Origin of the sequence: Arthrobacter crusticola, from assembly GCF_004357995.1 — a bacterium.
Lineage (GTDB): Bacteria > Actinomycetota > Actinomycetes > Actinomycetales > Micrococcaceae > Arthrobacter_D > Arthrobacter_D crusticola.
In genome coordinates, this window is the sequence record NZ_SMTK01000006.1 from 124,165 (window position 1) to 147,258 (window position 23,094).

Annotated in this window: 21 protein-coding genes; 9 read left to right on the forward strand and 12 right to left on the reverse strand. The window is 71.3% G+C overall.

The features are described from left to right. Positions 1–129: 129 nt before the first annotated feature. A complete protein-coding gene (locus E2F48_RS16405) occupies positions 130–357 on the forward strand; it encodes a helix-turn-helix domain-containing protein (RefSeq protein WP_120165081.1) in 228 nt (75 codons plus the stop codon). A 12-nt stretch (positions 358–369) separates the two neighbouring features. On the opposite strand, the gene E2F48_RS16410 is transcribed toward E2F48_RS16405, so the two are convergent. After that, positions 370–921: a hypothetical protein gene (locus E2F48_RS16410; RefSeq protein WP_133405030.1), complete on the reverse strand. Its 552-nt coding sequence runs from the start codon at positions 919–921 to the stop codon at positions 370–372. Positions 922–1,032: 111 nt separating this feature from the next. On the opposite strand from E2F48_RS16410, the gene E2F48_RS16415 reads away from it, so the two are divergent. Next, on the forward strand, positions 1,033–1,794 hold the full coding sequence (locus tag E2F48_RS16415) for a LysM peptidoglycan-binding domain-containing protein (RefSeq protein ID WP_133405031.1): 762 nt from the start codon (positions 1,033–1,035) through the stop codon (positions 1,792–1,794). A gap of 51 nt (positions 1,795–1,845) precedes the next feature. Then, positions 1,846–2,337, forward strand: a complete 492-nt coding sequence (locus E2F48_RS16420) for an Rv3235 family protein (RefSeq protein WP_133405032.1) — start codon at positions 1,846–1,848, stop codon at positions 2,335–2,337. 12 nt (positions 2,338–2,349) lie between these two features. On the opposite strand, the gene secA is transcribed toward E2F48_RS16420, so the two are convergent. The 7 genes from secA to mtrA all read right to left on the reverse strand — a co-directional run bounded on the left by secA (position 2,350) and on the right by mtrA (position 12,580). After that, a complete protein-coding gene (secA, locus tag E2F48_RS16425; RefSeq protein WP_133405033.1) occupies positions 2,350–5,082 on the reverse strand; it encodes a preprotein translocase subunit SecA in 2,733 nt (910 codons plus the stop codon). A gap of 90 nt (positions 5,083–5,172) precedes the next feature. Further along, complete coding sequence (locus tag E2F48_RS16430; RefSeq protein WP_133405034.1) at positions 5,173–6,384, reverse strand: winged helix-turn-helix domain-containing protein; 1,212 nt, start codon at positions 6,382–6,384, stop codon at positions 5,173–5,175. Between the two features lie 91 nt (positions 6,385–6,475). Beyond that, positions 6,476–7,207 (reverse strand): ribosome hibernation-promoting factor, HPF/YfiA family, encoded by a 732-nt coding sequence (gene hpf / locus E2F48_RS16435; protein WP_133405035.1) that lies wholly within the window; start codon positions 7,205–7,207, stop codon positions 6,476–6,478. A gap of 124 nt (positions 7,208–7,331) precedes the next feature. Further along, complete coding sequence (locus E2F48_RS16440) at positions 7,332–8,258, reverse strand: ComF family protein (RefSeq protein ID WP_133405036.1); 927 nt, start codon at positions 8,256–8,258, stop codon at positions 7,332–7,334. A 135-nt stretch (positions 8,259–8,393) separates the two neighbouring features. Next, entirely contained in the window at positions 8,394–10,124 is a 1,731-nt protein-coding gene (locus tag E2F48_RS16445; RefSeq protein ID WP_133405037.1) for an LpqB family beta-propeller domain-containing protein, read from the reverse strand. Next, a complete protein-coding gene (mtrB, locus tag E2F48_RS16450; RefSeq protein ID WP_133405038.1) occupies positions 10,111–11,901 on the reverse strand; it encodes an MtrAB system histidine kinase MtrB in 1,791 nt (596 codons plus the stop codon). Before mtrB ends, E2F48_RS16445 begins: the two co-directional genes overlap by 14 nt. Before the next feature lies 1 nt (position 11,902). After that, positions 11,903–12,580 (reverse strand): MtrAB system response regulator MtrA, encoded by a 678-nt coding sequence (mtrA, locus tag E2F48_RS16455; protein ID WP_133405039.1) that lies wholly within the window; start codon positions 12,578–12,580, stop codon positions 11,903–11,905. A 221-nt stretch (positions 12,581–12,801) separates the two neighbouring features. Here mtrA and E2F48_RS16460 point away from each other — a divergent pair, with 221 nt between their 5' ends. From E2F48_RS16460 to E2F48_RS16485, 6 genes are all read left to right on the forward strand, one after another. Then, a complete protein-coding gene (locus tag E2F48_RS16460; protein WP_133405040.1) occupies positions 12,802–14,076 on the forward strand; it encodes a DUF7847 domain-containing protein in 1,275 nt (424 codons plus the stop codon). Between the two features lie 40 nt (positions 14,077–14,116). Continuing rightward, the gene (locus E2F48_RS16465; protein WP_165968802.1) at positions 14,117–14,764 is read left to right on the forward strand and encodes a DUF4129 domain-containing protein; all 648 of its coding nucleotides are present in this window, start codon (positions 14,117–14,119) and stop codon (positions 14,762–14,764) included. Next, entirely contained in the window at positions 14,761–16,059 is a 1,299-nt protein-coding gene (locus tag E2F48_RS16470) for a DUF4350 domain-containing protein (protein WP_133405042.1), read from the forward strand. The genes E2F48_RS16465 and E2F48_RS16470 overlap by 4 nt, the downstream gene beginning before the upstream one ends. Beyond that, the gene (locus E2F48_RS16475; RefSeq protein ID WP_133405043.1) at positions 16,056–17,108 is read left to right on the forward strand and encodes an AAA family ATPase; all 1,053 of its coding nucleotides are present in this window, start codon (positions 16,056–16,058) and stop codon (positions 17,106–17,108) included. Before E2F48_RS16470 ends, E2F48_RS16475 begins: the two co-directional genes overlap by 4 nt. A 60-nt stretch (positions 17,109–17,168) precedes the next feature. Further along, positions 17,169–18,461, forward strand: a complete 1,293-nt coding sequence (locus tag E2F48_RS16480) for a DUF58 domain-containing protein (protein ID WP_133405044.1) — start codon at positions 17,169–17,171, stop codon at positions 18,459–18,461. A gap of 79 nt (positions 18,462–18,540) precedes the next feature. Then, positions 18,541–19,203 carry a DUF4166 domain-containing protein gene (locus E2F48_RS16485; protein WP_246019205.1) on the forward strand — a complete coding sequence of 221 codons (663 nt, stop codon included), beginning with the start codon at positions 18,541–18,543 and terminating at the stop codon, positions 19,201–19,203. Here the strand turns inward: E2F48_RS16485 and E2F48_RS16490 are convergent. The 4 genes from E2F48_RS16490 to E2F48_RS16505 form a co-directional block, all read right to left on the reverse strand. Then, positions 19,200–20,276 (reverse strand): uroporphyrinogen decarboxylase/cobalamine-independent methonine synthase family protein, encoded by a 1,077-nt coding sequence (locus E2F48_RS16490; protein ID WP_246019207.1) that lies wholly within the window; start codon positions 20,274–20,276, stop codon positions 19,200–19,202. The genes E2F48_RS16485 and E2F48_RS16490 overlap by 4 nt on opposite strands. Further along, complete coding sequence (locus E2F48_RS16495) at positions 20,266–20,658, reverse strand: chorismate mutase (RefSeq protein WP_133405046.1); 393 nt, start codon at positions 20,656–20,658, stop codon at positions 20,266–20,268. The genes E2F48_RS16490 and E2F48_RS16495 overlap by 11 nt, the downstream gene beginning before the upstream one ends. A 61-nt stretch (positions 20,659–20,719) precedes the next feature. Continuing rightward, complete coding sequence (gene mnmA / locus E2F48_RS16500; RefSeq protein WP_133405047.1) at positions 20,720–21,862, reverse strand: tRNA 2-thiouridine(34) synthase MnmA; 1,143 nt, start codon at positions 21,860–21,862, stop codon at positions 20,720–20,722. Further along, positions 21,859–23,085: a cysteine desulfurase family protein gene (locus E2F48_RS16505; RefSeq protein ID WP_133405048.1), complete on the reverse strand. Its 1,227-nt coding sequence runs from the start codon at positions 23,083–23,085 to the stop codon at positions 21,859–21,861. Before E2F48_RS16505 ends, mnmA begins: the two co-directional genes overlap by 4 nt. Between the last annotated feature and the right edge of the window lie 9 nt (positions 23,086–23,094).

Here is a 23,094-nt window from a genome sequence, read left to right on the forward strand (position 1 = left end):
CCCGAATCTGTGGACAACGGGCACCCCCGCGGCCGGGGAGTGACAGAATTGAGGCACGTCCAGCCGGGTGCTTACGGGTGGCACCAAGCGTTCGTGGAGCAAAGCCACGGCTGAGGAAGAGGTGTTCGTGTGGCTGAGAAGCGGTTCCTGACCCTCGCCGATGTTGCGGAGGTGCTCAATATCAGCTCCTCCCAGACCTACGCCCTGGTTCGATCAGGGGAGCTTCCTGCGATCCAGGTCGGGGGACGCGGTCAATGGCGGGTTGAGGCACGGGTCCTCGAGGACTACATCGCCGATGCCTACCGTAGGTCCGCGGCCTCCCTGCGCGGAAGCGCCGACCCGGTCAACAACGCCTGAGCGTCAACGGCGTCAGGGGTGGGAGGCCACCGCGGCGACCGCGGCGAAGGGCAGCGCCACCACTGCCCGGACATTGGCCGCCCTGCGGTACTCGCCCGGGGGGACGAGGGCCACCTCGAGGAAGTCGGCCCCGACCCGGTCCAGCGTGCCCTCTGAAACCGTCGCCGGTGACCCCGCGTAAACGCTGACGTGGACCCGGTCCCGGGCCAGCGCCCGGTAGGCCGAGGCGAGGCCCAGTCGGGCGTGGATCCCTGCCGGGCGCGGGCCCACGGCGCGTCCAAGGCCTTCGATGCTCAGGATCGCGGCAAAGGGCACCAGGACGGACCGCTGCCCCTCCGTGAGCACAAGCCACTCGGCGCCGACGTAGGCCAGCCTGCCGGAAAAACCCTGCCCGTTCCCGGTCCGGACCTTCAGTGCCTGCGCTAAGGAGCCGGCCAGCCGGTCCACGAGGGCCACCCGCGCCTGCTCCACCCTGAGGAGGTCCGTCGCCGCCGCTTCGTCCGAGGCCGCCCGCGCAGCCGCCAGCTGGGCCTCGAGATCACCAAACAGGGCTTCCCACCGCATGGTCCAACGGTAGGGAAGCGGGTAGAGGGGGTCAACCAATTCGAGTAGTACCAAACGTGGACAAATGGAATTAAACGCGCTCAAACTTGTTCAAACGCAAGGGAGCGCAGCATGGAAAGGTGTTCGGCGGTTCTCTACCCGGCGGTCCTCCTCGGCCTCGGGACAGTTCTCGTCCTCTCGGGCGTGGGACTCACCTCCGGCGGCTGGCGCGCACCGGAGGCCGGTATCGGCGCCGCGGTAGCCGTCGCCGGCCTGGTTGTCCTGCTTTGGTGGACGGGAACCCTGGCGCTCGCGCTCGGCGCGGAGATCCTCGAACGCAGCGGCCGCGCCGCCGCCTCCTCCGGAATGGCGGCCCTCGTCCCGGCCTTCATGCGCCGGCTGGCCGCTGCGCTGCTCGGGGCGACTCTCCTGGCCGCACCCTGCGCAGCCTCGGCACCGCCGGCAGCGCCGGTACCTGCCGCGGCCGCGGTGCCGGCGGTTGCGGCTCCGGCAGTCACGGCTCCGGCAGTCAGGCTGCCCGCGGTGTCAGCCGACCGCCGTGAGGACCCTCAGCCCGGGCAGTCCCACCCTTCCGGCCGGGAACCGCGGGTCAGCCCGCACTGGAAACCTCTGCCGCTCCCCTGCGATCCCGGTCTGCTGGCCCGGCCGCCGCGCCAGCAGGGCCCGGCTCAGGTTGAAGATCCGCCCGGGGTGGTTGTCCACAGTGGTGACTCGCTGTGGTCGATCGCCGCGGCGCGGCTGGGTCCCCTCGCTACGGACGCCGAGATCGCGGCAAGCTGGCCGCGCTGGTACGCGAGGAACGCCTCCCTGATCGGCCAGGACCCCGACCTGCTGACGCCGGGCCAGACACTTGCTCCACCGGATCCGCCCTGAGAGTCCCAGCCTGCAGCAGGACCGAACCTCCGACCCAGAGAAAGGAACGCCATGCCCATCCTCACCCAGCACCGACATCAGGAACACCCGCCCCGTACCGCCGCACCGGGGGTTCTCCCGTCCTGTGCGGACCCGCCGGGGCAGCCGCCGGCGGAGGCGCTGGGGCCGGAAGCGGAGGAACGCGTCGGCGGGATCGCGCGTGCCGTGGCGCAGGGAGCCGTTGAGGTCCTCGACGGCAGCCGCCCCGCCCAGCAGATGTCCCGCTGGCTCGACCCGGCCAGCTACGAGAAGCTGCACCTGCGCGCCTGCCTTCTGCAGAAGGTCGCGGCCTCCGAGGCCTCCGGCCCCTGCCCGGGCGGCACTCTGGTGGACCGGCGGGCCTACCGCTGCGTTACGGTACGCAGCGCGCGGCTCTGCCGCGTCTCGGCCACCGCTTTCGAGGCCGCGCTGGTCGTCCTGGACCGCAGGCGCGCCCGCGCCGTCGCCCTGCGGGTCGAACACCGCCGCGGCGACTGGAAGGTCACCGCCCTGGAGATCGGCTGAGCTGCCTGTTGACTACTTCTTGGGCCGCTTGGCGCCGTTCCGCTCCGCCCGGGCCTTCGTCTCGGCCACGGCAGTCTTGAGCCGCTCCACGTGTGTCTCGACCTCGCCCTGCGCGTTCGGCGCGGAGAAGTTGAGGCTGGCCGGGCGCTGCGGCGCCTCGAGGCCCGCCGCCCGGATCGAGGGAACCTGAACCAGCCCGCGGCCGTCCTGGACGCCCAGACCGTTCGACGCCGGCGCCGCGGGGGCGGCCACCTCGACCTCGAGGTTGAAGAGGTACCCGATGGTCTCCTCGCGGATTGCCTCCATCATGGCCTGGAAGAGGATGAAGCCCTCGCGCTGGTACTCCACCAGGGGGTCGCGCTGGGCCATGGCCCGCAGTCCGATGCCCTCCTTGAGGTAGTCCATCTCGTAGAGGTGCTCCTGCCACTTCCGGCCGATCACCGACAGGACCACGCGGCGCTCGAGTTCGCGCATCGTCTGCTCACCGAGGGCATCCTCCCGCGCCTGGTAGGCGAGCTTGGCGTCGGAGAGAATCTCCGCATGGAGGAAGTCACGGGTGATCTTCGACTTCCCGCCGGCTTCCTCGATGACCTCATCGATCGTGAGGGTGATCGGGTAGAGCGTCTTGAGGTTGGTCCACAGCAGCTCGTAGTCCCAATCGTCGCCGTGGCCCTGGGCGGTGGCCTCATCGACCATGGCCGTCACCACGTCCTCAAGGAAGTAGCCGACCTTTTCCTTCAGGTCGCCTCCTTCGAGGATGCGCCGGCGGTCGCCGTAAATGGCCTCGCGCTGGCGGTTCAGGACGTCGTCGTACTTCAGCACGTTCTTGCGCTGTTCGGCGTTGCGCCCCTCGACCTGGCCCTGGGCGTTCTCGATCGCCTTTGAGACGAGCCGCGACTCGAGGGCGACGTCGTCGGGCATGCTCGAACTGTTCATGATGCGCTCGGCGCCGCCGGAGTTGAACAGCCGCATGAGGTCGTCGGTCAGCGAGAGGTAGAACCGCGAGCGGCCCGGGTCGCCCTGACGGCCGGAGCGGCCGCGCAGCTGGTTGTCGATCCGGCGCGATTCGTGGCGCTCGGTACCCAGCACATAGAGCCCGCCGAGTTCGCGGACCTCCTCCTGCTCGGCCTCCACAGCCTTCTTGGCCGCCTCAAGGGCCGCAGGCCACTGCGCCTCGTACTCCTCGGGATTCTTCGCCGGGTCAAGACCGCGCTTCTCAAGCTCGGCGACGGCATTGAACTCCGCGTTGCCGCCGAGCATGATGTCGGTGCCGCGGCCTGCCATGTTGGTGGCCACCGTGACGGCGCCCTTGCGTCCGGCCTGGGCGACGATGGCGGCTTCGCGGGCGTGGTTCTTGGCGTTGAGGACCTCATGGCGGACCCCGGCCTTGGCGAGCTGCTTGGAGAGGTATTCGCTCTTCTCGACGCTGGTGGTGCCGACCAGGACCGGCTGGCCGGTCTCGTGGCGTTCGACGATGTCCTTCACGACGGCGTCGAACTTCGCCACCTCGTTCTTGTAGATCAGGTCGGCGAGGTCCTTGCGGGCCATCTCCTTGTTGGTGGGGATGGGCACCACGCCGAGCTTGTAGGTCGACATGAACTCCGCGGCCTCGGTCTCGGCGGTGCCGGTCATGCCGGAGAGCTTTTCGTAGAGCCGGAAGTAGTTCTGCAGGGTGACCGTGGCCAGCGTCTGGTTCTCCGCCTTGATCTCGACGCCTTCCTTGGCCTCGATCGCCTGGTGCATGCCCTCGTTGTACCGGCGCCCGGCGAGGATGCGGCCGGTGTGCTCGTCGACGATCATCACCTCGCCGTTCAGTACGACGTAGTCCTTGTCGCGCTTGAACAGTTCCTTGGCCTTGATGGCGTTGTTGAGGAAGCCGATCAGCGGGGTGTTCGCGGACTCGTAGAGGTTGGAGATGCCGAGGTAGTCCTCGACCTTCTCGATGCCGGACTCGAGCACCCCGACGGTGCGCTTCTTCTCGTCGACCTCGTAGTCGGCGTCGACGGAGAGCTTCTTCACGACCTTCGCGAACTCGTTGTACCAGCGGTTGACGTCGCCGGAGGCCTGCCCGGAGATGATCAGCGGGGTCCGGGCCTCGTCAATGAGGATGGAGTCGACCTCGTCGACGATGGCGAAGTTGTGCCCGCGCTGGACGAGCTCGGAGGCGCTCCAAGCCATATTGTCGCGCAGGTAGTCGAAGCCGAATTCGTTGTTCGTTCCGTAGGTGATGTCCGCGGCGTACTGTTCGCGGCGCGTCGCCGGGTCCTGCTTGGACAGGATGCACCCGCTGGTCATGCCCAGGAACCGAAACACGCGGCCCATGAGGTCCGACTGGTACTCGGCGAGGTAGTCGTTGACCGTGACGATGTGGACGCCCTTGCCGCTGAGCGCGTTGAGGTAGGCAGGGGCCGTGGCCACGAGGGTCTTGCCCTCGCCGGTCTTCATCTCGGCAATATTGCCAAGGTGCAGCGCGGCCCCGCCCATGAGCTGGACGTCGAAGTGGCGCAGGCCCAGGGTGCGGCGGGAGGCCTCCCGCACCGCGGCGAAGGCCTCGGGCAGGAGGTCGTCAAGGCTCTCGCCGTCCGCGTGGCGCTTCTTCAGCTTGTCGGTCTCCCCGCGCAGCTCAGCGTCGGACATCGCACGGAAGTCGTCCTCGATGATGTTGATCGCATCGGCGTAGTTCCGGAGTTTCTTCAGTGTCTTCTTATCGCCGGTGCGGAGAACTCGTTCAAGAAGTGATGGCACTGGTATCTGCTCCCAATCTAAGGCTGCCGAAAGATGGCGTGATCAGTCTACGGGAAGACGCCTGGTCTCCCGCTTTAGTTCCCGAACGGCTCAACGCCGCCCCAGCGCCGCGGAAAGCGGTGCCGCGAGGTCTCCCACGGGTTCGACGACGACCTGCTGCAGGCCGAGCCATCCGGCCATGGTACCCAGTTCAGCTGCGAGTTCGTCGGCGGTGCCCGCGGGCGCGCCCGGTTCGGCATAGCTTCCGCGCACCAGCAGGCGCCCGGTGGTCCGGTCGGCCTTGAGGTCCACCCGGGCCGCCATCGTCTCTCCGAGCAGGAAGGGCAGGACGTAATACCCGTAGCGGCGTGCCGCCGCCGGAGTGTAGATCTCGAGCCGGTAGTGGAAGCCGAAAAGCTCCTCGAGCCGCGGGCGGTCGAAGACGAGGGAGTCGAAGGGGCTCAGCAGCGCCCGCCCGGCGGCGCGGCGCGGGATCGTGGCATCGCGGTGGAGGTAGGCCGGCCGGTTCCAGGAGCCCACCTGGGCACTGGTGAGCACCCCCCTCCCCTCGAGGATCCGCACCGCCTCCGCGGTGTCGCGGACCGGGGTGCGGAAGTAGTCGGCGAAACTGCGCACCGTACCGATGCCCAACGCGGCGGCGGCGCGTTCGGTCAGGACGAGGATCGCCTCGCGCGGGTCGGCCTCCTGGGCTGCAAGGTCGGAGGTGGGCAGCACCCGGGCCGAGGGGGCGTACCGGCGTTCGAAGGAGGAGGTCCGGCCTGCCGAGCTGATTTCCCCGCGGGCGAAGAGGTCCTCAAGAACCCGTTTGACGGCGCTCCAGTTCCATCCCCAGTGATCGGTGCTGCGCTGCTCCGAGTGGCCGAGGCGTTCCTGCACCTGTCCTGCGGTCAGCGCCCGGCTTGAGGCAAGGAGCGTGAGGATTCGTTCCTCGAGGGATGAGCGGAGGACCGGGTCCATCCCCGATGCTCCGCTCCAGGTGCGCCGCTGCCAGGGGCGCAGGTGCGGGAACAGGGCAGGGTCGATGAAGCTGGCCTCGTGCGCCCAGTACTCGGTCAGCCGGCGCGGATGCCTGGCGGCGAACCGGTCGAGAACCGCCGGGTCGTAGGCCCCGAGCCGCGAGAAAACCGGAAGGTAGTGCGAGCGCACCAGGACGTTGACCGAATCGATCTGGAGCAGCTGGAGCTTATCGAGGATCCGGCCCACGGCCCGCGCGGTAGGCGGGGCCGTGGGCCGGGTCTTGGCGAGTCCCTGGGCCAGCAGGGCCGCCCTGCGGGCCTGGGACAGGGTGAGGTGAACGGTCATGGCCCTGCCGGGGGCAGGGCGCGGGCCGACGACGGGGCCCCGGACGCGCCCTCACTGGCGCGTGTCCGGGGCCCGGAAACGGGAAGGGATGTCACTGGGTTGCGGCGGCTTCCTTCGCCCGGTACGCCAGGAGCTCCTCCTGGGGGTCCTGCGTCCCCTCGGCGCACTTCGAATCGAGGGTGATGACGCCGTAGGTCCAGCCCTGGCGCCGGTAGACGACAGAGGGGGCACCGGTGGCCGAGTCGACGAAGAGGTAGAAGTCGTGGCCGACCAGTTCCATGTTATCGACGGCGTCATCGAGGGTGATCGGCTCTCCGGAGAAGACTTTCCGCCGGATGAGGACCGGTGAGTCCCCTGCCGGGACATCGTCCGGTGACTCGTAGGGGTCGGTCGAGGCGGCGGGCGCCGTGGTTCCGTCCGAGGAATTGTCCGCGAGAGCGGCGTAGATCGGCTGGGAGGTGCTGACCGGTTCGAGCCCGGCGGTGGCGGCGCCGACCGCGACGGGGGTGTGCCGTCCGTGGTGGACCTTGCGGCGGTCCCGCGCCCGGCGGAGGCGCTCGAGGAGCTTGTTGTAGGCGAGGTCGAAGGCGGCGAATTTGTCCCCCGCCGACGCCTCCGCACGGATGACCGGCCCCTTGCAGAGGACCGTGAGTTCGACAGTCAGCGCCGTATCGGCGTCCCTGGCACTTGTTTCCTTGGTGATCTTGGCATCCACCCGCTGGACCTTATCGCCGAGCTGTTCGATCTTGTCGACCTTCTCTGCGGCGTACTCGCGGAACCGGTCCGATACTGCAAGGTTCCGGCCGTTAATCACAAATTCCATGGTGCCCTCCAAATCGCTAAGGTGACACAACAGCGGCCGGTCAGGCTGCCCCGGGCCGCTGCCGATGGGTGTTTGTCTGCTTTCTAACACCCATACCTCACGGTAGATCACGGCACCCCGTAATTCATCCCTCCCCGCGCCGATTTCTCCGGAATTCGCTGTAAGCCGACTCAGTGCCGGACGGCGGCGGCGTGGCCGCTAGGACGACAGCGCAGGCCACCGCGGCGCCCTCTGCCCGCAGCGTCCGGACGACCTCCGCGAGGGTCGCTCCGGTGGTCAGGACGTCGTCCACGACGAGGCACTGCACCCCTCCCAGACGGCCGCGGTACCGCCGCCGGATCCGCATCGATCCGGCGACGTTTTCCTGCCGGCCGCGCCGCCCCAGCCCCTTCTGCCCGCCCCGCCGCGCCGAGGAAAACCATGGCATGAGGGCGGGCCGGACGCCCGTGCGTACGCCCGGATGCCGGTGCGCGACGGGCCGTGCAAGCCGGGACCCGGCGGGGAGCTCCCCGCGCCTGCGGAGCCCGTCCAGCAGCAGGCCCAACGGGTCGTACCCGCGCCGGCGCAGGGACCGGCCGCGGGTGGGGACGGGCACCAGCAGGCAGGGATCGGCCGGCAGGCCGGCGCGGGCAGCGAGCAGGGCACCGCCCAGGGCCGCCGCGAGGGGGCGGGCCAGGTCGGTGTGGCCTGCGTTCTTGAATGCCAACAGGGCCCGGGCCACAACTCCCCCGTAGATTCCCGCGGCGACCACCGGCAGGGGCTCAAACCCGCCGTCGGCGTCGTCCGCGCCCGGTGGAGCGCCGGTTTGCGGTGCGGCGGGATCGCGCAGCGGGAGGGAACCGGCGCCGGCCTCGGCCCGGAAGGGACGCACCGTGGCACGCCGGAAGGCCCGGCGGCACGGCCGGCACAGGGAGGAGTCATGACGGCCGCATCCCACGCAGGAGGTCGGCAGGATCAGTGCCCAGAACCCGCGCAGGGCACGGCCGGCCGCGGCCGGGACGCCTCCGTTCCTGCCGCCGGCGTCGGGGAGTGCGCGGAACGGGTGGGCCATGCCTTCAGGATGGCGCGGAGGCAGGAGATTCCGGGGCGACCGGGTGCTGTGTGGATAAGCCCCGGCGGGCGGCGCATCCCGTCCCGCGCGAGGCGGCACGCAGTGGCGCGCGACGGCGGGAATGCCGCTCCGGCATCAGCCGGGGAAGGCCGGGTCCCGCACCCCTTCGACGCTCCGGATCCAGCTCAGTCCCACTCGAGCGAAGAGGGCCTCGGCGGTCTGGATGTAGAAGTCCTCCTGCGGATCGCTTCCGGCGCTGATGTTCAGCACGCCCTTGTGCGGCTTGAGGGCCTCGGTCTCCCCGCTGAGTTGGACGATCAGGGGCGTGACCTCGGCCGTCCCGGAGACCGGGGAGGCGACGATGGTGCTCTCGCCCGCCCACTTGGCGGTGCCGATGTCCGCGCCTGCGTTGAGGGCGATCGGATTTCCCAGGCTCTGCGGAATGCCCTGGGCGCTGCGCGTGATGCCGGCGAGCAGCACCTCGGAGGTCCCGGCCTCATCGACGACGAGCAGGGCGCGGGCGCCGTCCCGGGAGATCTGGAGCTCCCTGACCGTGCGGTCGGCGAGCCACGACGCGGAGACGACGACGGCGTTGCGCGTCATCCCGCCCGGAGGCACCGCGACCACCTCGGTGCCGCGGCCGCTCGGGCCGCCCTCGACGCTGCGTGCGGTCCACACCCAGTTGCTGGTGTCGAAGCTGGGGGCAGTGAGGCCCGCCCCTTCGACGGCGGTGCGGACCTCGCTGCCCGGGGCGGTGGCAAGCAGCGCCGTGGAACGGCCGTTGAGGAAAGCGAAGCTGCTCCCCTCGAGGGACCGCGCCGGGTCCTTGGGATTGTAGGCGGCCACCGAGGGCAGCCCCTCGACCGGGAGCACATCGAGGTTCCTGACGGTGCGCACCTCGTTGTCCGCGATGACCACCTGCTCATTGCCCACCGGGGGGTTGAAGTCGGGAATCACGAGAGCCGGGTCGGGGCTGCCGAGGTCGATCGGCTGGCCTGCGCTCATCTCCACGGAGGTGACGTCGTTGAGCGTGGTGAGGTTCACCCGCAGCTGCTGCTCCATCTGCTGGAGGCGGAGGTCCGTCGCGTCCTGGAGGACATCGGCCGACAGCTCGACGGAGGCCACCCCCGAGGCGATCGGCACCGATTCCTGTGCGAGGGTGACCCCCTCGGGGAAGGCGCTGGTGACAGCACCCTGGAGGTAGGGGGCGGGGCCCGCGAGCAGGGCCTGCACCACCCGGGCGGCGATGCCGGGGCGGCGGACGAACCAGCGGACGTCGGGCACCCAGTACCGGTAGCCGCTGCTGTAGAAGTAGAGGTGGTGCGCGGTGGCCAGCAGGGAGGCATTGCTCTCGGTGACCATGATGCCGTTGGGGATTTCACTGATGCGCCACTGCCCGTTGATCTTCACCATTTCGGCGCGGACGCTTTCGGTGGTCGGGGTCGGCGGGTCGGTGCGGATGCCCCGGGCGTCGATGATCCCGGTGATCTCGAGCTGCACCTGCAGCGCGCCCTCGGCCTCCCGCTGGATGATCCTCGGGTCGGCCCGGAAGATCACGATCCGTTCCTCGGGCTGCCACGTCCGCGCCAGCTCCGGGGTCAGGAATTCCCGGGCCACGTTATACCCGTCGGCGGCGCCGGTGCCCGCCGTGATGAACTCCTGGAGCAGCACCTCGGGAGGCGCGCCCGGCTGCGGACCCTCCGGCGAGAAGACCTGGGACACGGTGTCCTCCTCGACCGCGGGCGCGGGAATGGTGGCCACCGGTCCGCTCCGGGGAATCGAGGAGCAGCCGGAGAGGATCAGGAGCAGGGCAACGACCGCGGCGATGAAGGAGCCCCGCGTTCCGGCGGGCCTACTGGATTTCACTTTTCTCCTTCAGCTGCGGGTCGGGGGCGCCGCCCCCGGCGGCGGGCACGGCGCCCGTAGGGCCGGCGGCGGGCGGGCCGTCGGCGGGTGGCACATCGGCGGGCGCGGCGCCGGCGGGCCCCGCGGCGGGCGGCAGGGGCAGCCGGCCGCGCGGCGGCAGGGGCAGCGGGGAGACCTTCGGCTCGCCGCCGCGCTGCTTGGGCAGGGTGAGTCGGAAGCAGGATCCGTTCCCCGGCTCGCCCCAGGCCTGGAGCCAGGCCGAGTGCAGGCGTGCGTCCTCGACGGCGATGGACAGCCCCAGCCCGCTTCCGCCCGTGGTGCGGGCCCGGGCGGGGTCCGCCCGCCAGAAGCGGTCGAAGACCCTTGAGGCCTCGTCCTCGGTCATGCCGATGCCGTAGTCGCGCACGGCGACCGCGACGGCGTCGGGGTTGGAGGCGATATAGATGTGGACGGGTTTTCCCTTGCCGTGCTCGAGCGCATTGACCACCAGGTTGCGCAGGATCCGCCCGATCCGGCGGGGGTCGGCGTCGACGATACAGCTGCTCTCGGACGAGACGATGCGCAGGTCCGAGCCGAAGTTGTCGGCCAGCGGCTGGGCCCCGTCGACGACGTGCTTCACCACCTGGAAGAGGTCGGTGGGCTCGGACTCGAGCACCGCCGCGCCGGCGTCGAAGCGGGAAATTTCGAGAAGGTCCGCCAGCAGTGACTGGAACCGTTCCACCTGGTCGTAGAGGATCTCCGCGGAACGCTTGTTCACGGGGTCGAAGTCGGTCCGTGCCTCGTGCAGCACCTCGGCGGCCATCCGGACCGTCGTCAGCGGGGTCCGCAGTTCGTGGGAGACGTCGGAGACGAACCGCTGCTGCATCTGCGACAGCTGCGCCAGCTGGGTGATCTGGTCCTGGAGGCTGGTGGCCATGTGGTTGAAGGACGCCCCGAGCCGGGCCACCTCATCCTCGCCGCGGACCTCCATCCGTTCCTGCAGCTCGCCGGCGGCCAGCTTCTCCGAGACGAGGGCGGCATGGCTGACCGGCCGAACGACGCTGCGCGTCACGAACCAGGCGATCGCCCCGATGATCCCCAGCAGCACCGTCCCGGCGAGCCACAGCACGCGGTGGATGTAGTCGAGGGTCAGCTGCATGGAGGAGAGGTCGTAGATGATGTAGACGGCGTAGGTGGTGCTGTCCGGGGGCAGGGTGACCTTGGTGGCGAAGGCGACACCCGGCGCCTGCAGGCCGCCGGTCGCTTCGGAGCGGGGGATCGTGATCGGGGCCCAGTACTGGTCGTCGCCCTCGGCGACGGCGGCGCTGAGCTCGGGCGGGATAAGTGCGGACTCCGTCATCGCCTTGTGGCTGGCCAGCGCCGGAACCCAGTAGCCCTGCTGCCCGGGCAGCGGGCTGAGCAGCCACTGCCGCGGAGCGTCGGCACCGGGGGCCCCGAGCCGGTCGAGGGTGTCACGGGCCAGCCGGTCCGTTGAGTCCCGGTCGGCGGCGGTGGTGTCCCGAAAGACTTCCTTGATGACGCGCAGGCCGTTGCTCGCCTCGCTCTGGAACTGCCCGAACCGCTCCTTGTACAGGCCGTTGGCGATCTGGTTGGACAGGAAGCCGCCCACCGCCACGAGGGCGAGGGAGGTCAGCAGCAGCGTCGCGACGACCGTGCGGAACTGCAGGGAACGGCGCCAGCGGCCGGCGATGAAGGACGCCGCCCGGCGGGCCTGCCGCAGCCCCCGTCCGGCGCCCCGGATCGCCGATTCGACGGCGCGGGCTGCCCGGGTGTTCACCTCAGCCTTGACCTGCCTTATATCCGACGCCGCGGACCGTCAGGATGATCTCGGGTGCCTCGGGGTCGCGTTCGATCTTCGAGCGCAGCCGCTGCACATGGACATTGACCAGCCGGGTGTCCGCGGCGTGGCGGTAGCCCCAGACCTGCTCGAGGAGCAGTTCCCGGGTGAAGACCTGCCACGGCTTGCGGGCCAGGGCCACGAGCAGGTCGAATTCGAGCGGAGTCAGGGAGACCTTGACGTTGCCGCGGGTCACGGAGTGTCCGGCGACGTCGATGGAGACCTCGCCGATCCTCAGCGTCTCCGGCGCCCGCGTGTCACCGGGCCGCAGCCGGGCGCGCACCCGCGCTACGAGTTCGGCCGGCTTGAAGGGCTTGGGTACGTAGTCGTCGGCACCGGATTCGAGGCCGCGCACGACATCGGAGGTATCGGACTTGGCGGTCAGCATGACGATGGGCACATCGGATTCGGCCCGGATCTGCCGGCACACCTCGATGCCGTCGAGGCCCGGCAGCATGAGGTCGAGCAGCACGAGGTCCGGCTGGGCCGACCGGAACACCCCGAGCGCCGCGGCGCCGTCCGCGCAGAACACCGGGTCGAACCCGTCGTTGCGCAGCACAATGCCGATCATCTCGGAAAGGGCTTCGTCGTCGTCGATCACCAGGATGCGTGCCTTCATGCCTCAATAGTCTCCCATCCGGTCTCCAATGTCCCATTGGGCACTTCCTCCGCGTGCCGCAGCGGATCGGTCGGCGCCGGCGGGACGGGCAGCGGGACGTTTCGTGCCCCGCCGGCGCCTGGGGAAAACACCAGCGTGTCCGCCTACTGCCCTCGGAAGGCACCGGTGATTATAGTTCAACGTGAACAGACCGCACCGGCGCCCGCTTCGAGAAGGACAGCATGAGCAACGATCCATCCGACGGGTCCCGCCGGGACCCCGCCTGGCATCCTCCCGCCGGGCCCGCGCCCGAGCAGTACCCCGCCTATCCTCAGCCCTCCGGCGCCGCGCCGGACCAGCCGTTCCGCGCGCCGGGCCGGCAAGACCCCGGTTTTGCCGCGCCCGGCCCCGGCCAGGACAGCTGGGGTCAGAACTGGGCCGGCGGGTACGGGCCCGGCACGGCCGCCCCCGACCCGCAGGCTCCCCCGGGCTGGGGGTCATTGCCACCGCAGGCCTACGCCGCTCCCCCCAAGCCGGGGGTGATTCCGCTGCGCCCGCTGGGCCTTGGTGAAATCCTCGACGGCGCCTTCCAGGCCTGCCGCCGGAACCCGCTGGCCACCTTCGGCACGGCCATCCTGTTCCAGACCGTCGTCGCCCTGGTGACCGTCCTGATGGCGGCCGGGCTGCTCAGCAGCCTCGACCAGTTGGTGATGGGCACCGTCTCCCCCGACCAGCTGGGCGGCACCCTGGCCTCGGTGGTCTCCCTCGCCTCGGTCGTGACCATCATTTCGGGCGGGGCACTGCTCATCCTCCAGGGTGTGCTTGTGATTCCGGTGGCCCGCGCGGTGCTCAACCAGAGGACCGGCTTCGCCCAGCTCTGGAAGCTCTCCGCCCCCCGCATCCTCCCCCTGCTGGGGTTGGGGCTGATGCTCACCCTGGCGGTGGTCGTGGGCCTTGGCCTGTTCGTGCTGATCGCCATCGGGCTGGCCGCGGCGCTGGAGGAAACCTCACTGTTCATCATCATCCCGCTGATCTTCGCCGTCTTTGCGGTCCTCACCTGGATCAGCATCAAACTGGTCCTCGCACCGGCGGCCCTCATGCTCGAAGGGACCGGGCCCGTGGCCTCGGCGCGCCGGTCCTGGGGGCTGACCGGGCGCAACTGGTGGCGGACCTTCGGCATTGTCCTGCTGACGAGCCTCATGGTCTCGATCATCACCTCGGTGGTGGCCACCCCCATCAGTTTTCTGGTGACGGCGCTGTTCAGCTTCTCCGACGCCCCGGCGGCCGGCACGGCGGATGCGCTCGACTCCCTCCCCGTGCTGTTCCTGACCCAGATCATCTCCTCCTTCTTCGCGGCCATCGGCTACGCCTTCCAGTCCGGCGTCACCTCCCTGCTGTACATCGACCTGCGCATCCGCAGGGAGGGCTTCGACGTGGTCCTCCTCGCCGAGGCCGAACGGGCCGCGGGCCAGGCCGGCCCGGGGTACAGGCCGGGACCGCTGGAGGGCCCGCGGTGACGTCCTCGGGCCCGGCGCCCTGTCCCCGGGCGTTCTCCCGGTGACGGGGGACACCCCGGTCGACCGTGACGAGGCCCGGAAGCTGCTTCAGGACGAGCTGGCCAAACCGGTCTACCAGGAGGCCCAGCCCTCCCTGCTTGACCGCGCGGTCCAGGCCGCCCTCGACTGGATCGTGGAGGCGCTGTCGGGCATCCGGTCGGTGGGGGCCGGACCGGGCACGCTCCTGCTGGCCGCCGGAGCCGTGCTCATCATCGTCGTGGCCGTCCTGCTGATCCGGCCCCGCCTCAACGCCCGGGCGGACCGCACCGGGCGGGCGGTGTTCTCCACCGGAGCCGCCCTTCCGGCCGCCGAGCACCGCCGCCGGGCGGCGGCCGCCGCCGGAGCGGGCCGCTGGAATGAGGCCCTGGCCGAACGCCTGCGCGCGGTCGTCCGGGACGCCGAGGAACGCGGAATCCTCGAGGAGCGGCCCAGCCGCACCGCCACGGAGGCGGCCGCCGGCCTTGCACCGGCCTTCCCGGGCTCCGCCGGGGAGATCCGCTGGCTTGCGGAGAGGTTCAATGAGGTCCAGTACGGCCGGGGCGCCGCCTCGGAGGCCGATGAAGCCGACGCGGTGCGGGCCGCAGCGCTCGACGCCGCCCTGGCCGGGGGCGTCCCGGCGGGCGAGGGCGCCCCCGGGGCCGCCCGATGAGCCGGCACGCCGCTCCGCGGCGGGCCTCGACGCCACCGCCGTCCGCCCTGCCCGCCGACCTGCCCGCCGCCCTGACGGCGGCCGGCCCGGCACCAGCGGACACGTCCGCCGCCCGGGCCGCGGCGGCCCAGGCGATCACCGGCGACGGCGGGAGCGTCGCCGCGACCGGCCGGCGGCGGCTGCGGCGGGCGCTGCCGGGGCTGCTGCTGGCCTTCGTCATCGCCGCCGTCGTGGTCCTCGGGCTGCTCACCCGCACCGACGCCGATACCACTCCGCTCTCACCGGGCAATGGCACCCCGACCGGTGCCCGCGCCGTGGCGCAGGTCCTCGAGGACGAGGGAGTCGAGGTGGTCCACGCGCGCACCCTGGCCGACGCGGAAGCCGCCCGCGCCCGCCTCGGCGGGGCGACCCTTTTCTTCTCCGACCCCAACGGGTGGCTCAATGAGGAACAGCTGTCGTCGCTGAACCGCTCATTCCCCAGCAGAGTCCTCGCCGCACCCTCCGAGCCCCAGCTGCTGGTGCTGGCCCCGGAGATCCTGCCGGCAGGACCCGCCGAGGACGCGCGCGGCACGGTGCGCGCCGGCTGCACCCGGGAGGAAGCCCGGGCCGCCGGGGAGATCACCGGCGGCGGCCAGCTCTACTCGGCGCCCGTCGAATGCTTCAACTCCCCCGCCGCCGACGGCGGGACGGGCGCCTCGTACGCCGCCGTCGGCGGGACGGTCGTCCTCGGCAACCCGGGAATCCTCACCAACGGCACCATCGAGGAGGCCGGCAACGCCTCACTCGCGCTGTCGACCCTGGGCGCGGCAGAATCCCTCATCTGGTACCAGCCGACCACCGCGGACCTCGCCGGTGCCACGGGCCCGCCCGCCAACCCGCTGCAACTGCTTCCGGACTGGGTCAACACCCTGATGCTCTGGCTGCTCGGGTGCGCCCTCCTGGCCATGCTGTGGAGGGGCCGGCGGCTGGGCCCGCTCGCCGTCGAACCCCTCCCGGTTCTCGTCAGCGCCGCCGAGACCGCAGAAGGCCGGGCACGCCTCTACCAGGGCTCCCGGGCCGTGCGGCACGCGGCGGCGAACCTGCGGGCAGCCACCCTGAGCCGGGCCGCGGCGCGGCTGCGCCTGCCGCCGTCAAGCGCCCGGGCCGCCGTCGTGCAGGCCGTGGCTCAAAAGACCGGCCGCCGCCCCGAGGACGTCCACTCGCTCCTCGACGGCCCACCTCCCTCCACGGAGAAGGACCTCGCGCGCTGGGCACAACAACTTCTGGACCTCGAAAAGGAGATCAACAACTCATGAACCGTCAGAGTGGATGGCAGCAGGACGGCACCGGGGCGCACGCGGCGCACCAGGGGGTGGACACCGTGACGGAGCAGGTTCCTGCAGGGCGGCCCGTGGATGACTCCCCCCGCCGCGCACTCCTCGACGTGCGTGCCGAGGTCGGCAAGGCGGTCGTGGGGCAGGACGCGGCGGTCACCGGGCTGCTCATCGCCCTGCTCGCCAACGGGCACGTGCTCCTGGAGGGTGTGCCCGGAGTCGCCAAGACCCTGCTGATACGCACCCTGTCGGCGGCGCTCAGCCTGGACACCAAGCGGGTCCAGTTCACCCCGGACCTGATGCCAGGCGACGTCACCGGTTCGCTCATCTACGAATCACGCACCTCCGAGTTCACCTTCCGTGAGGGCCCCGTCTTCACCAATATCCTGCTCGCCGACGAGATCAACCGGACCCCGCCGAAGACCCAGGCCTCGCTGCTGGAGGCGATGGAGGAGCGCCAGGTCTCGGTGGACGGGGTCTCCCGCCCCCTTCCCGACCCGTTCATCGTGGCGGCCACCCAAAACCCGGTCGAGTACGAGGGCACCTACCCGCTGCCGGAGGCCCAGCTCGACCGCTTCCTGCTCAAGCTCGTCCTGCCGCTGCCCGGACGGGACGACGAGATCGAGGTGATCCGCCGGCACAGCGAGGGCTTCGACCCGCGGAACCTCGGCGGTGCAGGGGTCCGCGCCGTTGCCGGGGCCTCCGACCTCGCCGCGGCGCGCCGCGCGGTGGGCAGGGTGTCGATCGCCCCGGAAGTGATCGCCTACATCGTCGACCTGGTCCGCGCGACCCGGGCGGCGCCGTCGTTCCAGCTGGGCGTCTCCCCGCGCGGGGCGACCGCGCTGCTGACGACGGCGCGGGCCTGGGCGTGGCTGTCCGGACGCAACTTCGTCACCCCGGACGACGTGAAGACCCTCGCCATGCCCGCCCTGCGGCACCGCGTCGCGATGCGGCCGGAGGCCCAGATGGACGGCGTCGGCGTCGATGAGGTCATTGGCGGGATCCTCGCCGTCGTTCCGGTTCCCCGATGAACCGCCCCCGCACCGCACCGCACCGCGCGTCCGGCGTGGTCCCCGGAGGGGAGGCCCCGGGTGGCGGTTAGCGGACGCCTGGTGCTGTTGGCACTGCTCGGCGCGCTGCCCATCGTGCTGTTCCCCGGCGCGCTTCCCGCGGTGATCTGGGCCGGGCTGCTTGCCGCAGGTGTCGCCGTCGACCTGCTGCTTGCCGCCTCTCCCCGCCGGGTCGGGGTGCGCAGGGACCTTCCCGCCACCGTGCGCCTGGGCGAGGGCTGTACGGGCACGCTCCTGCTCACCAATGACACCGGCCGCACGCTCCGGGCGACCGTCCGTGACCCCTGGCAGCCCTCGGCCGGGGCCGCCAATTCCGAACAGCGCGTGCGCGTGGCCGCCGGCCGGGTGCACCGCATGGAGGTGTCCCTGCTGCCGGCCCGCCGGGGGATCCTCACCTCGGACTCGGTGACTCTGCGCAGCCACGGACCGCTCGGCCTCGCGGCGCGCCAGGTGACCCTCCCGGCAGCGGCGGAACTGCGTGTGCTCCCGCCCTTCCTTTCCAAACGCCACCTTCCCTCGAAGCTGCGCCGGCTCAGGGAGCTCGACGGGCGGGCCGCCGTGCAGATCCGGGGCGCCGGGACGGAGTTCGATTCGCTGCGCGACTATGTGCGCGGCGACGACGTGCGCTCCATCGACTGGCGGGCCAGCGCTCGGCGGCGGGACACCGTGGTGCGAACCTGGCGGCCGGAACGGGACCGCCGCGTGGTGATCGTCCTTGACACCTCGCGGACCTCAGCGGCGCGGATTGCCGACGAGCCGCGGCTCGACACCGGCATCGAAGCGGCCCTGCTGCTGGCCGTGCTCGCCCAGCACGGCGGCGACAAGGTGGACTTCCTCGCGTTCGACCGCCGCCTCCGCGCGCGGGTCGATTCCGGGGCCAAGGCGAACCTCCTGAACGCCCTGGTGCGGGCGATGGCACCCCTGGAACCGGAACTGATCGAGGCGGACTTCTCCCGGATCCCGGCGCAGATCCGCTCGGTCTCACCCCACCGGTCGCTGGTGGTGCTGTTGACCTCCCTCGATTCCGGAGCCGTGGAAGAGGGCCTGCTGCCGGTGCTTCCCGGCCTCACCGCGCAGCACCTGGTGGTGATCGCCTCGGTGCGCGATCCGCGGCTCGAGGAACTCCGGGCCGTACGGGGCACAGCCGCCGACGCGTACCGGGCCGCCGCCGCGGAGCGGGCGCTGCTGGACCGGGAGGCGGTCACGGCGCAGCTGAAGCAGCTGGGGGCCGAGGTGGTCGATGAGCATCCGCTGGAGCTTCCGCCCCGGCTCGCCGACACCTACATCCGGCTCAAGGCGGCGGGCCGGCTGTGACCCCCGAGACCGCCGTCGGCAGTCCCCGCGGGCGGGACACCGCCCGCGGATCAGAGCGCAAGCAGGGAGGAACATCGCGGTGAAATCGATTTACCAGGAGGTTCTGGGCCGGGACTTCGACCGGCTGCAGCCGGAACTGCGCGAGTACTTCGGACTCCACGCGGGCAGCGGACAGTCCGGGGTGGGAACCGGCCGGTTCGACGTCGCCGGCTGCCCGGCCCGGTTCGCCCGGCCGGCGTTTCGGCTGACGGCACTCGACAACGCCTTCTTCCCCGAATACGAGACGTCGGTGCCGTTCACGATCGCCAACTACCCCCATACCGACCCGTTCGGCCGGCCGGCGCTCACCGCGCGGCGCGAGATCAGGTTCAGCACGGCGGTCCGGGTGTTCGAGGACACCACGTCGCTGCAGGGCGGGCGGCTGACAGACTACCTGGGTTCGCGGCGGCGCATGGCGACGGCGTTGACCTGCTCCGTCACGGACGCCGGGCGCATGCGCATGGTGTCCACGGCAACCCGCCTCTTCGCGGGGATCCGGATCGCCCTGCCCGACGCCGTCGGCGCCAGCGCCACCATGGAGCAGTGGTGGGACGGGCAGCGCTTCCGCATCACGACCCGGGTGGTGCACCGCCAGCTCGGCACGCTGCTCGTGTACGCCGGCAGTTTCGACTACGAGCTCCAGGGGTTCGACGGGGTGCTGCCCGGGCCGGCCCAGCCGCGGCGGTGGGAGGAGCGGACCTAGGCCTCCGCGGCGAGCTGGGTCAGGGCCTCCGCCGCTCCAACCAGCCGCGTCAGGCACAGCCGGGCGGTGGCGGGAGTGAGCCCGGCCAGCCCCTCCACGGACTTCACTGTCAGGCCGGCCAGTGCCGCGTCCGGGAGGCCGACCCTGCGCCAGGGGTTCACGACGGCGGCCACGAGGGCGGAGACCTGCGGCACCGTTGCGCCCGGGACCAGGACCCCGGCCCACAGCCGGCGCCCCGATTCCACCGCCTCGGCCAGCCGCTCCCACTGGGCGTCGGTTACTGCACCGAAGGGCAGCCCGAGCGCGTCGGCGGGACTCGAGAGGGCGGCGTCGAGCACGTCGTCGCCGCCGGGCACGCGGAGCACCAGCCGTTCCGCGCCGGCGGCCTGGACGGCCCGGTGCAGGCCCGCCCAGGCGTCGGTGGCCTCCTGGCGCGGCACGGCACGCAGCGTCCGGTAGCCGCTGGCGGTCGGAATCAGCCCGGCGAGCACGGCATCGGCCTCGGGCTCATCGAGCTGCACCTCGACGGCGGCGCCGCGGGCCACCGCCGCGGTCCGGCGGACCAGATCCGCGGCGCCCGCCGCCAGTGAGGCGTAGATTTCCCGGCGGGCGCCGGCGTCGAGCAGGGCCCGCTCCCCGGAGTGAAGGTGGACGTTGGCTGCCACCGAGAGGGGGCCGCGCAGGTGCACCTTCACCCGTGCGGCGGGCGCCTCCTCGGCTCCGGCGATGTCCCCCAGCGCATTGAGGTCCGACGACAGCGCCGACTCCGCCCTGCGCTGGTCCTTCCCCGGGCGCGCCACAAGGCGCCAGCCGTGGGGCTGAAGGTCGAAGGGGAGCTCAACGAGCATCCCGAGCGTGCGGCCGACGGCGTCGCTGCCGGGCCCGCGCTGCGGCAGGGAGGCTAGGAACGGCAGGTGCGGGCCGCCGAGTTCGCCGCGCACCGCCCGGTGCGCCTCCAGCGGGTCGGTGCCGGGCCAGTCGCCGGGGGCCGTCGCGGCGGCCTGCACGGCCCCGGTGTCGGCCGGCGCGTCGGAAGTTCCGGCCCGGGGCGCGGCGGAGGGGTCAGGCGCCACCGGTGCCCTCCGGTGCGCGTCCGGCCGCTTCCCCGTTGCGGGTCTCCGAAATCGCCTGGTGGTGGCGGATCACCTCGGAGATGATGAAATTCAGGAACTTCTCGGCGAAGGCCGGGTCCAGGTGCGCCTCCGCCGCCAGGGCGCGTAGGCGCGCGATCTGGGCCGCCTCGCGGGCCGGATCGCCGGCGGGGAGCCGGTGCTCGGCCTTCAGGTGGCCCACCCGCTGGGTGGCCTTGAAGCGTTCGGCCAGCAGGTACACGAGCGTCGCGTCGATATTGTCGATGCTGCTGCGCACCGACAGGAGCTCGGCCATCACCTCGGGCTGAACGGATCCCGCGAGGGAACTCGCCTCGGGGTCAAAACCACGTGTCTCTTCGCTCATGGAACCAGTCAATCAGACTTCCGGGGACACCCTTAACTGTGTCTGCGGTGCCGTGGGAGCCTCAGCCGGCGGCACCGGCCGGTTCGGGGCGGAGGGCGGACCGGGCCGAATCGATGGTCGCCTGTCCCAGCACGCGGCTGCCCTGATACAGCACCACGGTCTGCCCGGGGGCCACCCCGCGCATCGGTTCGATCAGGCGCACGACGAGCTCGGGGCGTCCGTCGGCACCGGCTTCGACGCGGGCGCGGGCGTCGACGGGGTCGCCGTGCGCACGCACCTGGGCCATGCAGTCGAACTCCTCACCGGTCCCCACCTCGGGAATGGGCCGGCCGGCCCAGGAGACCTTGATGCCGCGCATCTCATCGATGGCGAGCAGCTGCTCCGGGCCGACCACCACGGTGTTCTCCTTGGGCCGGATCTCCAGGACGAAGCGCGGCTTGCCGTCGGGCGCGGGCCGACCAAGCTTCAGGCCCTTGCGCTGGCCCACGGTGAACGCGTTGGCGCCGGGGTGGGTGCCGAGCTTCGTTCCGTCGACGTCAAGGATGTCGCCCTCGGTAAGTTCGATGCGCTCCTCGAGCCAGCCGCGGGTGTCGCCGTCGGGGATGAAGCAGATGTCGTGGCTGTCCGGCTTATTGGCCACCGACAGCCCGCGGCGCTCGGCCTCGGCGCGCACCTCGGCCTTCGATGGAGTCTCCGCAAGGGGGAACATCGAGTGCTTGAGCTGCTCGTGGGTGAGCACGCCGAGCACGTAGGACTGGTCCTTCGCCCAGTCCGCGGCGCGGTGGAGCTCCCGGTTGCCGTCGGCGTCCTCAATGACCTTGGCGTAGTGCCCGGTGCAGACGGCGTCGAAGCCCAGCGCCAGGGCCTTTTCGAGCAGGGCGGCGAACTTGATCCGCTCGTTGCAGCGCATGCACGGGTTAGGGGTGCGCCCGGCGGCGTACTCGGCGATGAAGTCGTCGACCACGTCCTCCTTGAAGCGCTCCGAGAAGTCCCAGACGTAGTAGGGGATGCCGAGGATGTCGCAGGCGCGCCAGGCGTCCCGCGAGTCCTCGATGGTGCAGCAGCCCCGGCTGCCGGTACGCAGGGTCCCGGGCATCCGCGACAGCGCAAGGTGCACCCCGACGACGTCGTGCCCGGCCTCCACCGCGCGGGCTGCGGCGACGGCCGAATCGACCCCGCCGCTCATAGCTGCAAGTACCTTCATAGGGAAAAACCTGTTCCTGCCGTTTGGATTGATGATGCATGGCCGGCCATGCCCGCTCTGCGCGCACGGGCGTAGGCCTCGGGGAGGGCCGCGAGGAGGGCCTCGACATCCTCCGTGGTGGAGGTGTGGCCCAGGGTGAAGCGTTGGGCGCCTCGGGCTTCGTCCTCGCTCAGCCCCATGGCCAGGAGTACATGGGAGGGCCGGGGCACCCCCGCGGTGCACGCGGCGCCGGTTGAGGATTCGATCCCGGCCAGGTCGAGCAGGAACAGCAGCGAGTCCCCCTCGCAGCCGGGGAAGGTGAAGTGGGCGTTTCCGGGCAGCCGTGCTCCGGCGGGCGCCGGGTGCGCGACGCCGCGCAGGACGGCCTGGGGCACCGCCCGCTGCACGCCCTCGATGAGGCGGTCCCGCAGGGCGGTGAGCCGCGCCGATTCCTCGGCCAGGTGCCCCACGGCCGTGTCAGCGGCGGCGGCGAATGCCGCGATCCCCGGCGCGTCGAGGGTGCCCGAGCGGATATCGCGTTCCTGGCCGCCTCCGTGCTGGATCGGGGTCAGTTTCACGGACCGGCCCACGAAGAGCGCGCCCACGCCCACAGGACCGCCGATCTTGTGGGCGCTGACGGCCATGGTGGCCAGCCCCGAGGCGGCGAAGGAGACCGGAAGGGAGCCGAAGGCCTGGACGGCGTCGGAGTGCACCGGCACCCCATGGGCCGCGGCCAGGGCGGTGATCCCCGCGATGGGCTGGACGGTGCCCACCTCGTTGTTGGCCCACATGACCGTGACCAGGGCCGTGGCGTCGGCGTGGGCCTCGAGTTCGCTGCGCAGCGCCTCGACCGAGACGACGCCGGCGCCATCGACGGGCAGCCACGTCACCTGCGCCCCCTCATGCCGCTCAAGCCATTCGATGGTGTCCTGCACGGCGTGGTGCTCGACGGGCGAGGCGATGATGCGGGTGCGGCGGGGGTCCTCGGCCGTGCGGGCCCAGTAGAGGCCCTTGACCGCCAGGTTGTCCGCCTCGGTCCCGCCCGAGGTGAAGATCACTTCTGAGGGGTGGGCGCCGGCGGCGCGGGCGAGGCTTTCGCGGGCGTCCTCCACCCCCCGGCGGGCACGCCGACCGGAGCCGTGCAGCGAGGAGGGGTTGCCGCTGCGGCTGAGTTCGAAGGTCAATGCGGCGAGCGCTGGCGCCGAAAGGGGCGTAGTCGCCGCGTGATCGAGGTACACGGGCATACACCGATT